The organism is Nonomuraea sp. NPDC046570, assembly GCF_040645915.1.
GTDB lineage: Bacteria > Actinomycetota > Actinomycetes > Streptosporangiales > Streptosporangiaceae > Nonomuraea.
In genome coordinates, this window is the sequence record NZ_JBEYZF010000003.1 from 488,026 (window position 1) to 500,180 (window position 12,155).

The following is a 12,155-nucleotide window of genomic DNA, read 5'->3' on the forward strand; positions in this document are numbered from 1 at the left end:
GGAACGTCGGTTGTGCGACTATGCGCTGCGACGTGACCCAGGTCACTATTGCGTAAGTTCTGTAAACGGAAGGAGGCGCTGTGCGGCAGTGGAGCCTGGCCCGCCAGATGCTGTTCCTGCAGCTCGCGGTGGTGGCCGTCACGGTGACCGGCGGCGCGGTGCTGGCGGTGGTGCAGGCGCACGACCTGCTCACCGACGAGGCGGCGGGGGTGGCCAGGGCGGTGGCGAGCAGCGTGGCCGCCGCGCCCGAGGTGGTGGCCGCGCTCGGCGACGCCGACCCGACGGCGACGCTGCAGCCGTACGCGGAGAGTGTCAGGAAGCGGACCGGCATCGACTTCGTCACCATCATGAGCCCGGCCGGACGCCGCTACACCCACCCCAACCCGGCGCGGATCGGCGGGGTCTTCCTCGGTCACACCGCCGAGGCGCTGGCGGGCAGGACGTTCACCGAGACCTACACCGGCACGCTGGGGCCCTCCGTCCGCGCGGTCGCCCCGGTGCAGGCGCCGGGCGGCGTGGTGGCGCTGGTCAGCGCGGGCATCACGATCGACAGGATCAGCGCCAGGCTGCGCGACCAGCTCGCCGGGTCGGGCCTGATCGCGCTGCTCGGCCTGACGGTCGGCACGGCCGGCACCTGGCTGGTCGGCGCGCGGCTGCGCCGCCAGACGCACGGCCTCGGCCCGGCCGAGCTGGCCCGCATCCACGAGCACCACGACGCGATCCTGCACGCGGTCAGGGAAGGACTGCTGCTGATCGGCCAGGACGGCACGCTGACGCTCTGCAACGACGGCGCCCGCATGCTGCTGACCCTGCCCCCCGACGCCGAGGGCCGCCACGTCACCGGCCTCGGCCTGCCCGAGGCGCTGGCCGCGCTGCTGGCCGGAGGCGAGCCCGGCGCCGACCAGATCCACCTGGCAGGCGACCGGGTGCTCGTGGTCAACAGCGCGGCCAGCGCGCTCGGCACCGTCGTCACCCTGCGCGACCACACCGAGCTGCAGACGCTGTCCGGGCAGCTCGACGCCGAGCGGGGCTTCGCCGAGTCGCTGCGCTCGGCCGCGCACGAGGCCGCCAACCGCCTGCACACCGTGATCACCCTGGTCGAGCTGGGCCGCGGCGAGCAGGCCGTCGCCTTCGGCACCGCCGAGCTGCGCGCCGCCCAGGAGCTCACCGACCGGGTGGTCGGCTCGGTCCGCGAGCCGGTGCTGGCCGCGCTGCTGCTCGGCAAGACGGCCGAGGCCGCCGAACGCGGGGTGGAGCTGGCGATCAGCCCCGACAGCGAGCTCGGCGACCTGGCCCTCGACCAGGGCAGCCTGGTGACGATCGTGGGCAACCTGATCGACAACGCGGTGGAGGCCGCCGCGAACCGGGTGGAGGTGCTGCTGCGGGCGACCGGCCAGGAGTTCGTCGTCCGCGTCGCCGACAACGGGCCGGGCCTGCGCGACGAGGAGGCCTTCCGGAAGGGCTGGACCACCAAGGGCGACGGCCGCGGCCTGGGCCTCGCCATGGTCGGCCAGGCGGTGCGCAGGCTCGGCGGACGCATCGACGTCGGGCACGACGACGGCGCGGTCATCACCGTACGGCTCCCGCTGCCCGCCGCCGAGGCGGCCCGATGATCTCCGTGCTGGTCGTCGAGGACGAGGAGATCACCGCCGAGGCCAACCGGGTCTACGTCGAGCGGATGCCCGGCTTCGAGGTCGCGGGCGTGGTCAGGTCGGGCGGCGAGGCCCTGCGCTTCCTCCGGCGCGACCCCGTCGACCTGGTGCTGCTCGACCTGTACCTGCCGGACATGCACGGCCTGGAGGTGTGCCGGGCGGTCCGCGCGGCCGGCCTGGCCTGCGACGTCATCGTGGTCACCTCCGCCCGCGACCTGGCGATGGTCCGCTCGGCCGTGTCCGCCGGGGTCGCGCAGTACCTGCTCAAGCCGTTCACCTTCGCGACGCTGAAGGAGAAGCTGGCCCGCTACGCCGCGTTCCGGTCCACCGAGGGCCAGGTGAGCGTGCAGGGCGACGTGGACCGGGCGCTGGCCACCCTGCGCGGCGGCTCCGACCTGCCCAAAGGGATGACCCAGGACACGCTCGACGCGGTCGTCGCCCGGCTGCGCGAGCGGCCGGACGGCATGTCCGCGCAGGCGGTCGGCGCCGCGATCGGGGTGTCGCGGGTCACCGCCCGGCGCTACCTGGAACATCTGACGGAGGCGGGCGTGGCCGACCGGGTGCCGAGGTACGGCGGGGTGGGCAGGCCGGAGCTGGTGTACCGGGTGCGCGCGGAAAGTTAACAGGAGTGACGCGGGGAGTTCAGCTCAGGCACCCCGGCAGGGTCGGATCGCGTGGCTAGTTTGCGAAACATCCTGCTCAAAGCACTGAGGAGTACACCTTGCGAGTCCTGGCCGTCATTCCCGCCCGCGGAGGTTCGGCGGGCGTACCCCTGAAGAACCTGGCCCCGGTGGGCGGCCTGCCGCTCGTCGCCCGCGCGGTCCGGGCGTGCGTGCGGGCCGAAGCGGTCCAGGAGGTCGTGGTCAGCACCGACCACGAGGGGATCGCGAGGGCCGCCCGCGAGGCGGGGGCCGCCGTGGTGGACCGCCCCGAGGAGCTGAGCGGCGCGACCGCCTCCAGCGAGTCGGCGGTCCTGCACGCGCTCGACACGCTCGGCGCCGACCCCGACATCGTCGTCCTCGTGCAGTGCACGAGCGCGTTCATCGACCCCGCCGACCTGTCCGAGGCGGTCCGCCAGGTCGCCGACGGCGAGGCCGACGTCGTCTTCTCCGGGCTGCCGACCCACGAGTTCCTGTGGACCGGCGCCGCGCCCGAACCGCTGAGCGGCGTCAACCACGACCCCGCCGCCCGTCCCCTCCGCCAGGAGCGCGAGCCGCAGTTCCGCGAGACCGGCGCCTTCTACGTCATGCGCACGGCGGGACTGCGCGCCCACGGCCACCGCTTCTTCGGCACGGTCGCCGTACGGCCCGTCCCGGCCAGGCACGCCGTCGAGATCGACGACCCCGAGGACCTGGAGCTCGTCCGGGCGCTCGCCCCGTTCGTCGACGAGCCCGAGCCGATCGACGTCGACGCCGTCATCACCGACTTCGACGGCGTGCACACCGACGACCGCGCCTACGTCGACTCCGAGGGCCGCGAGATGGTGCTGGTCAGCCGCTCGGACGGGATGGGCATCGCGCTGCTGCGCCGCTCCGGGGTGAAACTGCTGGTCATGTCGACCGAGCAGAACCCCGTGGTGGCCGCCCGCGCCCGCAAGCTGGGCGTGCCGGTACTGCAGGGGCTGGCGGAGAAGCGGACCGTGCTGCGCGACTGGCTGACCATCGAGGGCCTGGACCCGGCGCGGGTCGCCTACGTGGGCAACGACGTCAACGACCTGGGGCCGATGGCCGAGGTGGGCTGGCCGGTCGCGGTGCCGGACGCGCATCCGCGGGTGCGGGCGGCGGCCCGGGTGGTGCTGACGCGGCCGGGCGGGGCGGGGGCCGTACGGGAGCTGTGCGACCGGGTCGTGGCGGCGCGGCCGGAGCCCGCGCCCGTCGCGGTGCCCGAGTCGGCGCCGACGCTGCGGTTCGGGGCGCCGCCGGTGGCGATCGGCGAGCTGCCGGTGGGCGACGGCGAGCCGGTGTACGTGATCGCCGAGATCGGCATCAACCACAACGGGGACCTCGACCTGGCGCGCCGGCTGATCGACGTGGCGGCGGACGCGGGCTGCCAGGCGGTGAAGTTCCAGAAGCGTACGCCGGAGATCTGCGTGCCGGTGGCGCAGCGCTCGCAGCTCCGGCAGACGCCGTGGGGCGAGATGACCTACCTGGAGTACAAGGAGCGCACCGAGTTCGGCCACGACGAGTACCGGCAGATCGCCAAGTACGCCGACGAGCGGGGGCTGCACTGGTTCGCCTCGCCCTGGGACGTCCCCTCGGTGGACTTCCTGGAGGAGATGGAGGTGCCCGTACACAAGATCGCCTCGGCCGGGGTCGCCGACCACGAACTGCTGCGCGCGCTCGCCGCGACCGGCAAGCCGCTCATCCTGTCGACCGGCATGTCCACCCTCTCGGAGATCGACCGCGCGGTGGAGATCCTCGGCACCGGCAACCTGATCATGATGCACGCGACCTCGACGTACCCGCTGCCGCCCGAGGAGGCCAACCTGCGCACGATCGCCACCCTCAAGGACCGGTACGGCGTGCCCGTCGGCTACTCGGGGCACGAGCGGGGCCTGCAGATCTCGCTGGCCGCGGTGGCGCTCGGCGCGGTCGCCGTGGAGCGGCACATCACCCTCGACCGGACCATGTGGGGCTCCGACCACGCCGCCTCGCTCGAACCGGCGGGGCTGGAGCACCTGGTGCGCGACATCCGGATCATCGAGCAGGCCATGGGCGACGGCGTCAAGCGCGTCTTCCCCGGCGAGGAGGCCCCCAAGGCCCGCCTGCGCCGCATCACCGTCTGACCGGCCGTTGATCACTCTGTCGGTGGTCGTGCCGGTGCGCGACGGTGAGCGCTTCATCGGCGACGCGCTGGCCTCGCTGGTGCGCAACGCCAGGCGCGACTTCGAGTTCCTCGTCGTCGACGACGGCTCGGCGGACGGCACGGCGAGCGTCGTCGAGGACTTCCACGGCGACCTGCCGGGCCTGTCCGTGCTGCGCAACCCGGCGCCGGTCGGCCTGGCCGACGCCCGCAACCTCGGCCTGTCCCTGGCCTCGGGCCGCTACGTCACGTTCATGGACGGCGACGACTGGCTGGCCCCCGGCTACCTGGCCAGGCTCGTCGAGGCGATCGACGGGCTCGGCTGCGACTTCGTCCGCGTCGACCACGTGCAGGTCGAGGGGCGAAAGCGGGTGGTGCACCGGGCTCCGCTGGCGCGGCGGAACTCGGTGCGCGACCCGCGCGAGGGCATCCTGCCCGCGGACGTGCGCACCATGGTCGACTACCCGTACGCCTGGGCGGGCGTCTACCGGCGTTCCCTGGGCGACCTGCTGCGCTTCCCCGGCTCGCTGCACACCGCCGAGGACCGGCCGTGGATCTGGCGGCTGCACCGGCTGGCCGCCTCGTTCGCGGTGGTGTCGCTGGCCGGGCTGTTCTACCGCCGTCAGGTGGCCGGCTCGCTGACCCAGGTGGGCGACGAGCGGCAGCTGCACTTCTTCGACGCCTTCGAGCTGGTCTTCAAGGAGGTGGAGGAGGAGTACCTGCCCAAGGCCGTGCGTAACTTCTGCGCGCTGCTCGCCCACCACCTGGAGCTGTCCGGCCGTTTCCCGCCGGGGCTGCGGGAGCGCTTCGCCGAGCGCGGCGCGAGCATGGTGCGCGGCCTGCCGGCCGAGCTGGTGGCCGACGCGGTGCCGCGCATGGCGGAGGAGCGCGAGCGGGTGCTGCGCGCCCTGGTGCCCGAGATCCCGGTAGGCCCGCACACGCGCCCGCGGCGCGACAGGGAGGAAGCGTGACCACCGTCTTCTACGCCTCGACGCTGTTCGGGGCGATGTCGCTGGCCGCCGCGATCGACGCGGGCCTGTTCGGCGACGGCCGCCGGGTGCTGATCGTGTCGTCGAACGCGGCGATCCCGGAGGTGGCCGTCCCGCTGGAGGGGACGCCGGGCTTCGCGGCGCTGCGCCCGTGCTTCGACGAGGTGCACTCGTGGAACGAGATCATCGCGCCGCTGCACCCCGCGGAGTGGCGGGCCCGGATCATCGAGGTGCCGATGACCGGCAGGCTGCTGGCCGCCCACCTGAAGCTGGGCGAGGTCGAGGAGCTGGTCGTCGAGTCGATCGCGGTGCCGCCCGCGCGGACCATCGCCGGGCTGGTCCGCGACTGCCCGATCACGGTCTACTCCGACGGCCTGATGAGCTACGGCCCCACCCGCGACCCGCTGCCCGCCGAGATCTTCCGCCGGATCACCCGGCTCCTCCACCTGGACCTGGTGCCCGGCCTGGAGCCGCTGCTGCTGCGCGAGTACGGCGTGGCCGCGTCGGTCCTGCCGGAGGAGGCGTTCCTGGAGGTGGTCGAGCAGGTGTCCCAGACCGCGCCGGACCTGCCCGCGGCCGACGCGGTGATCCTCGGGCAGTACCTGTCGTCGCTGGACATCGTCACCCCCGAGGAGGAGGCCGGGCTGCACGCCGACCTGCTGAAGGGCGTGGCCGAGCGCGGTTTCACCCGCGTGGTGTTCAAGCCGCACCCGGCGGCCGGGCGCCGCCACACGCAGCTCGTGCGGGCCGAGGCCGAGCGGCTCGGGGTGCGGCTGACGGTCGCCGGTGAGAGCGTGCCCGCCGAGGTGTGCTTCGCCGCGTTGCGGCCCGCGCTGGTCGCCGGGTGCTTCTCCACCGGGCTGCTCACCGCGGGGCGTCTCTTCGGGCTGCCGGTGGCCACGGCCGGGACGGGGCTGGTGCTGGAGCGACTGACGCCGTACGAGAACAGCAACCGTGTGCCGGCCACGCTCGCCGACGCGCTGCTGCCGCGCCTGTCGGGTGCGGAGCCGCCGCCGCTGGACGCGAACGCGCTGGTGCGCGCGGTCGGCTACTGCATGCAGGCCGACGCCCACCCCGACCTGCGCCCGTGGGCCGAGGCGTTCATCGAGCGGCACGGCACCGCGCGCTACTTCAAGCGGCAGCGGCTGACCGCCCTCGGCCTGCTGCCGGCCCCCGAACGCCCGGGAACGCTGACCCGCCTGCGCCGCCGCCTGACCCGCTGAGCTCGCCTCAGCTCAGGACCCGGAGGTAGCGGCGCATCCGGCGCCTGGCCCGGTAGCCGACCTTGAGCATCCCCGGCGGCACCTCCACCCGCAGCCTGGCCCTGCGCCGGGCGGCGACGTGCTCGGGCCCGTCGAGCAGCGAGCGGGCGGGCGTGTGCGGGCCGATCACCAGCGCGGTCATCAGCGCCACCCAGTCATCCTCGGCCCGGTCGTGGAAGTAGTTGTCGGCGCACCACGACGCCGCGGGCACCCGGAAGGAGCCCGCCGCCAGGTCGTCGAGCGTGCCGAGGGTGCCGCTGCCCTCGAACACCAGGTTGATCGTCTCGGCGCTCACCCCGAAGTCCGACAGCACCAGCAGCGGCACCCGCTGCGCGATCGCCTCCAGCGCGGCCGTCGAACTCACCGTCACGAACCCGGCCGCCCCCGCGAGCTGCTCGTGCATCGGCCCGGCCACGAACCGCAGCCGCCCCGGAGCACCCAGCTCACGCCAGAGCCGCTCGTACGGGTGACGCTCGTTGTGCGTCTGCCGCTCCCCTTCCACCGCCCGCAGCTTCACCACCACGTCCAGCTCCGGCCGCTCCCCGGCCAGCTTCGCCAGGGCGAACAGGATCCGCTCCCGCTCCTCGCGCCGCGCGGGCACCTTGGCCTGGGTGGCGAACACCACCCGGCTGCCGCCGCCGGGCGCGGGCGCGCCGCGCAGGAACGGCAGCCTGGCCAGGCCCACCGCGCCGCCGCCGCCAAGCCTCTCGCCCAGGGCGGTGAACTCGGCCACCTCCCGGCCGCTGTGCACCACGAGCAGGTCGCAGCCGCTGCGGAAGCGCCAGGCCTTCTCGGTGGCGGGCACCGAGATGCCGGGCAGGCCGGAGACGAGCACCGGGCGCGGGCGCAGGCCGTCGAGCACCTCGGCGGCCAGCACGTCCACCACCGGCCCGGTGCAGGCCAGCAGGATCACGTCGGGCCTGATCCGCTCCGCCGCACGCCGCAGCGCCCTGGCCGACAGCACCGGCACCGCGCCCGCCCGGGTGCCCGCGACGGCGGCGGCGACCTGCTCGGCCGAGGGCGTGATGGGCGTGCGGACCAGCGCCAGCTCGCGGGCGGTCGCCGCGGGCAGGTCGTCGAGCAGGCAGGCCGCCCACTTCAGGTAGGAGTCGGAGTCGGCCACGGCCAGGACCTTCAACTGGTTGCTCCCGAGAACATCTGCAGGTGGGTTCGGAGGTCGGGCGCCGCACGGCTGGTCCACCAGTCGTCGGGCACGTCCACGGGTTCGACGGTGACGCCGCGGCGGCCGAGCAGCACGCGCAGCGAGGTGATCGCGGTCGACGGCAGGCTGAGCACCCGCTGCCCCTCGGTCAGCCCGCGCAGCGTCAGCTCGGCGGGCGCGCCCGTCTCGTGCACGGTGATGCCGGGCCGCCGCCCGATCAGCGCCAGGTCGGCGGGGTCCTCGCGGCGGTGCGGGAAGTAAGCGATCGGCTCCTCGGCGGCGAGCGCGCTCAGCCACCCCAGGTAGCGTTCCCGGTGCACCAGCCCGTTCCTGACCAGGGAGGTGCCGAGCACGACGGTCCGCTCGACCGGCCCCGGCCCGCTCAGCGGCTGCGCGCGCAGCCAGCCGAAGTCATGCGCGACCAGCTCCACACCCCGCTCCCGTACGGCCTGGGCCAGCTCGCCCGGCACCGGCAGCGCGGTGAAGACCGCCAGCCTGCCCCGCCGGGCGGCCAGCCGCAGCCGCAGCCCCGCCGCCACGCCGAGCCCGGCGCGCAGCGGCCCCGATGTCGCCCTGGCGCGCAGCAACGGGGCGCCGGGGCGCCCGGCGAGCAGCTCCAGCAGGCGGATCGTGGCCAGCCCGTCGTCGACGATCACGATGCGCGGCGGCGCGGCCCGCAGCCAGCCGAGCTGCACCTGCCCGGAGAAGGCGTCGCCCGCCGACCAGGCCCGGCGCGGCATCCGCTCGCGCGGCTCGCCCACCACCAGCCCCTCCGGCAGGGACAGGCGGCGCAGCTCGCGGCGGGTGGCCTTGAGCGAGCGCTGGCCCGCGCGCGGCACGACCAGCGTGCGGGCGCCGTACAGGCCCGCGTGGTGGGCCTCGACGGCGCACAGCAGCTGCAGTGGTGACTCCACCCAGGCCACGGCCGACTCCTGCTCCCCGGCGCGGCTGCGGCCTTCATGGTCCACGCCCGGTGATGACCCGTTCACGACCGCTTCAAGCTAACCCGCCCGACTTAACCGGCGAAAAACCGGGCGTGAACAATGGAGACATGAACTCTCTGCTGCTCAACACCAACGGCGTGCACATGCCGCAGCTCGGATTCGGTGTGTGGCGAGTGCCTGACGACGAGGCCGAGCAGGCGGTGACGCTGGCGCTGCGGGCGGGCTATCGCAGCATCGACACCGCCAAGCTCTACGACAACGAGGAGGGCGTCGGCCGGGCGCTCGCGAACTCGGATGTGCGCCGCGAGAAGCTGTTCGTCGCCACCAAGCTCTGGAACGCCGACCACGGGCGGGCCGAGCAGGCGTTCGAGGAGAGCCTGGCCAGGCTCGGCCTCGACTACGTGGACCTTTACCTCATCCACTGGCCGGTGCCCGCCCAGGACAAGTACGTCCAGGCGTGGAAGAGCCTGGAGAGGCTTTACCAGGACGGCCGGGCCCGGGCGATCGGCGTGTGCAACTTCGGGGTGGAGCACCTGCGGAGGCTGCTGGAGGAGACCTCGATCACTCCGGCGCTCAACCAGATCGAGTTGCACCCGTACTTCCAGCAGAAGGAGCTGCGCGCCTTCCACGAGGCCAACGGCATCCTGACCGAGGCGTGGAGCCCGCTCGGCCAGGGCAGGGGCCTGCTGGGCGACCCGGCGCTGGCGACGCTGGCCGCCAAGCACGGCAGGACGCCCGCGCAGATCGTGCTGCGCTGGCACATCCAGCTCGGCACCATCGTGATCCCCAAGTCCACCACCCCCGAGCGGATCAAGGAGAACATCGACGTCTTCCAGTTCATCCTGGATCCCGAGGACATGGCGGCGATCGGCGCGCTCAACTCCGGCGTCAGGTTCGGCCCCGACCCGGCCGGCTTCAACCGCGTGAGCTGAGGTTTGACGCGCGGGCCGGCCTCGCGCGAGCCTGTTGTCCCTGATCTTCGAGGAGGACGGCGTGAGAGAGCTTTCGTGGGGCATCGCGGCGACGGGCGGCATCGCGCGGGCCGTGGGCGCGGTGATCGCGGCCGAGCCGGGCATGCGGGTGGCGGCCGTGGGCTCCCGTGATCTGGGCAGGGCGAGCGCTCTGGCCGCCAAGTTGGGCGCGCCCCACGCCCACGGCTCCTACGCCGCGCTGTGCGAGGACCCCACCGTGGAGGTCGTCTATGTGGCCACCCCGCAGGCCCAGCACCTGGCCGTGGCGGAGGCGGCGATCGCCGCGGGCAAGGCGGTGCTGTGCGAGAAGCCGCTGGCGGCCAGCGTGGCCGACGCCGAACGCATGGTGCGGCTGGCTCGCGAGGCCGGGGTGTTCCTGATGGAGGCCATGTGGATGCGGTTCAATCCGCTGATCCGGCGGGTGGCCGGCGAGCAGCGGTTCGGTGAGCTGCGCTCGGTGGAGGCCTCGTTCGGGAACGTGCTGCCGTACGACCCGGCGCATCGCCTGTGGAACCCGGCCACCGGCGGCGGCGCGCTGCTCGACATGGGCATCTACCCGTTCGGGCTGGCCCAGCTCCTGTTCGGCGAGCCGTCGCGGACGCACGTGACCGGCGCGCTCGGGCCGTCGGGCGTCGACGCCGAGGCGGGCGCGCTGCTGGAGTACGCCGGTGGCGCACGGGCGCTGCTGGAAACCTCGCTGGTCAGCCCGATGGCCAACGCGGCCTGCGTGATCGGCACCGAGATGCGGGCCGACCTGCCCGCCCCGTTCTGGGCGCCGTCGCGGCTCGTGCTCAGCGGGCCGTCGATGGAGACCGAGGAGCACCTCCTGGACCCCGCCGACAACGGCTACGCCGGGGAACTGCGGGAGGTCCGCACGGCCCTGGCCGAGGGCCGTACGGAGAGCGCGATCATGCCGCTGGACGAGAGCCTGGACATGATGCGGCAGCTCGAGCGGGCCCGTCAGTCGCTGGGCGCCGTCTGAACCCGCTCCTCGCAGCCGGGTCACCATCCAGGCCCCCCGCGGTGTGGCGCAGCGCAAGGTAAAGGCCGGTGATCGCGCTTCGAGAGAGTTGGCGCATGCGATCTATGGACTGCACCCTCGAAACCCGCGAAAAACCCCCTCAAAGGTAAAATTCTGCGGGTAGGACCACCAGCCTTCGACAGGCGCGGAAACGCTTGATCGAGAAAGTCCGGCGGGCGGCTTAATCCCCGTGGGCGCCGATGGTCCGGGGTGTCCGGCCCTACCCGAAAGGCCGGCGAGTTCGGCGAGATCGACTTGGACAGTGCCCCCCACCTGGGGGTTTAGCAACTTGTCAGCGTCTTGCCCGGTGTATTACCTTCAAGGAACTCGAGGCATACGTCCGGTCTATCTGGACATTGCCAGACATTGCAAACACTCACAGGTTCCCACCTGTGACCGCTGAATCCGCATCACGCGGAACCGGGGACCCAATCAGTACCTGGGGTGAATCGGCACGCTCTGTGTCGTAGGGCAGCTTCACGCCCGAACCCGTCAGCTAACCCGGTAAGCGGCATGAAGCTGAGCAAGGAGTCCCCCTTCATCATGGCCAAGCACAGTCTTTTCCGCGCCACGAAGTTCACCGCCCCCAGGCTCGCCATCGGCGCAGCCGTTCTGGCGGGATCGCTGATCCCGTTCAACGCCGCCGCCCACGCCGACCCCGCGCCCTCCCCCGAGAAGCACGTCGCCGCGCTGGGCGCCCCCAAGTCGGCCGTCAAGGCCGCGCCCAAGGCCCAGGTCAAGGCCCTGCCCACGGCGGCCTCCGTGCTGGCGCTCGCCAAGGCGCAGGTCGGCACCAAGGAGAACGCCAACGGTGGCGGCACCAAGTTCCAGAAGTGGTACGCCGACTCGCAGCGCGCCGCTGAGACGGTCCGCCGTGACGGCGGCAACCGGTCCGCGTACCTGAACGCCGCCTGGTGCTCGATGTTCGTGTCCTGGGTCGGCGAGCACACCGGCGCCCGCCCGCAGGTGGGCTGGGACGCCTACACCGTGACCCACGCCAAGTGGTTCAAGAACAACAACCGCTGGGGCACCCAGGCCAAGCCGGGCGCGGTCGTCTTCTTCGCCTGGGACGGCGGCAAGAGCATCAGCTCCATCCAGCACGTCGGCTTCGTCCAGAAGGACAACGGCAACGGCACCATCACCACGATCGAGGGCAACACCGGCAACGGCGCCGTCGAGGAGCGGGTCCGTCCGAAGTCCCAGGTCGTCGGCTACGGCTACCCCTCCTACGGCGGCTGACCCTCCCCCTCCCCCCTCCGCCCGGCGGCGGCCGCGGCGGCGGGCGGGGGGGCCGGCGGCGGGGCGGGGGGGGCCGGGGGCGCGGGGGCGGGGGGGCCGGGGGGGGCGGGGAG

General features: G+C 73.3%; 10 protein-coding genes and 1 riboswitch. Of the genes, 8 read left to right on the plus strand and 2 right to left on the minus strand.

Annotated elements, in window-relative coordinates:
* Nucleotides 1-80 precede the first annotated feature (80 nt).
* From ABZ911_RS08260 to ABZ911_RS08280, 5 genes are all read left to right on the plus strand, one after another.
* On the plus strand, nucleotides 81-1,613 hold the full coding sequence (locus ABZ911_RS08260; protein ID WP_358053230.1) for a sensor histidine kinase: 1,533 nt from the start codon (nucleotides 81-83) through the stop codon (nucleotides 1,611-1,613).
* Complete coding sequence (locus ABZ911_RS08265) at nucleotides 1,610-2,275, plus strand: response regulator (protein WP_358053231.1); 666 nt, start codon at nucleotides 1,610-1,612, stop codon at nucleotides 2,273-2,275. Before ABZ911_RS08260 ends, ABZ911_RS08265 begins: the two co-directional genes overlap by 4 nt.
* A 98-nt stretch (nucleotides 2,276-2,373) precedes the next feature.
* Nucleotides 2,374-4,437, plus strand: coding sequence for an N-acetylneuraminate synthase family protein (locus tag ABZ911_RS08270; RefSeq protein WP_358053233.1), 2,064 nt, complete (start codon nucleotides 2,374-2,376; stop codon nucleotides 4,435-4,437).
* Between the two features lie 7 nt (nucleotides 4,438-4,444).
* Nucleotides 4,445-5,425, plus strand: coding sequence for a glycosyltransferase family 2 protein (locus tag ABZ911_RS08275; RefSeq protein WP_358053235.1), 981 nt, complete (start codon nucleotides 4,445-4,447; stop codon nucleotides 5,423-5,425).
* Nucleotides 5,422-6,666: a polysialyltransferase family glycosyltransferase gene (locus ABZ911_RS08280; protein ID WP_358053238.1), complete on the plus strand. Its 1,245-nt coding sequence runs from the start codon at nucleotides 5,422-5,424 to the stop codon at nucleotides 6,664-6,666. Before ABZ911_RS08275 ends, ABZ911_RS08280 begins: the two co-directional genes overlap by 4 nt.
* 7 nt (nucleotides 6,667-6,673) lie before the next feature.
* Here the strand turns inward: ABZ911_RS08280 and ABZ911_RS08285 are convergent, their stop codons facing one another.
* Nucleotides 6,674-7,843 carry a DUF6716 putative glycosyltransferase gene (locus tag ABZ911_RS08285; RefSeq protein WP_358053241.1) on the minus strand — a complete coding sequence of 390 codons (1,170 nt, stop codon included), beginning with the start codon at nucleotides 7,841-7,843 and terminating at the stop codon, nucleotides 6,674-6,676.
* The gene (locus tag ABZ911_RS08290) at nucleotides 7,840-8,856 is read right to left on the minus strand and encodes a hypothetical protein (protein ID WP_358053243.1); all 1,017 of its coding nucleotides are present in this window, start codon (nucleotides 8,854-8,856) and stop codon (nucleotides 7,840-7,842) included. The genes ABZ911_RS08285 and ABZ911_RS08290 overlap by 4 nt, the downstream gene beginning before the upstream one ends.
* A gap of 62 nt (nucleotides 8,857-8,918) precedes the next feature.
* On the opposite strand from ABZ911_RS08290, the gene ABZ911_RS08295 reads away from it, so the two are divergent.
* The 3 genes from ABZ911_RS08295 (at nucleotide 8,919) to ABZ911_RS08305 (ending at nucleotide 12,042) form a co-directional block, all read left to right on the plus strand.
* Entirely contained in the window at nucleotides 8,919-9,743 is an 825-nt protein-coding gene (locus ABZ911_RS08295) for an aldo/keto reductase (protein WP_358053246.1), read from the plus strand.
* Between the two features lie 61 nt (nucleotides 9,744-9,804).
* Complete coding sequence (locus ABZ911_RS08300) at nucleotides 9,805-10,764, plus strand: Gfo/Idh/MocA family oxidoreductase (RefSeq protein ID WP_358053248.1); 960 nt, start codon at nucleotides 9,805-9,807, stop codon at nucleotides 10,762-10,764.
* Nucleotides 10,765-11,190: 426 nt separating this feature from the next.
* Nucleotides 11,191-11,329: riboswitch (cyclic di-AMP (ydaO/yuaA leader) on the plus strand.
* On the plus strand, nucleotides 11,317-12,042 hold the full coding sequence (locus ABZ911_RS08305; protein ID WP_358053251.1) for a CHAP domain-containing protein: 726 nt from the start codon (nucleotides 11,317-11,319) through the stop codon (nucleotides 12,040-12,042). (Overlaps the previous riboswitch by 13 nt.)
* Nucleotides 12,043-12,155: the final 113 nt, after the last annotated feature.

What these genes read in the sequence shown, in the direction of transcription:
- ABZ911_RS08265 (WP_358053231.1), top strand. Translation starts at nt 1,610, where the DNA reads ATGATCTCCGTGCTGGTCGTCGAGGACGAGGAGATCACCGCCGAGGCC.
- ABZ911_RS08295 (WP_358053246.1), top strand. Translation starts at nt 8,919, where the DNA reads ATGAACTCTCTGCTGCTCAACACCAACGGCGTGCACATGCCGCAGCTC.
- ABZ911_RS08305 (WP_358053251.1), top strand. Translation starts at nt 11,317, where the DNA reads ATGAAGCTGAGCAAGGAGTCCCCCTTCATCATGGCCAAGCACAGTCTT.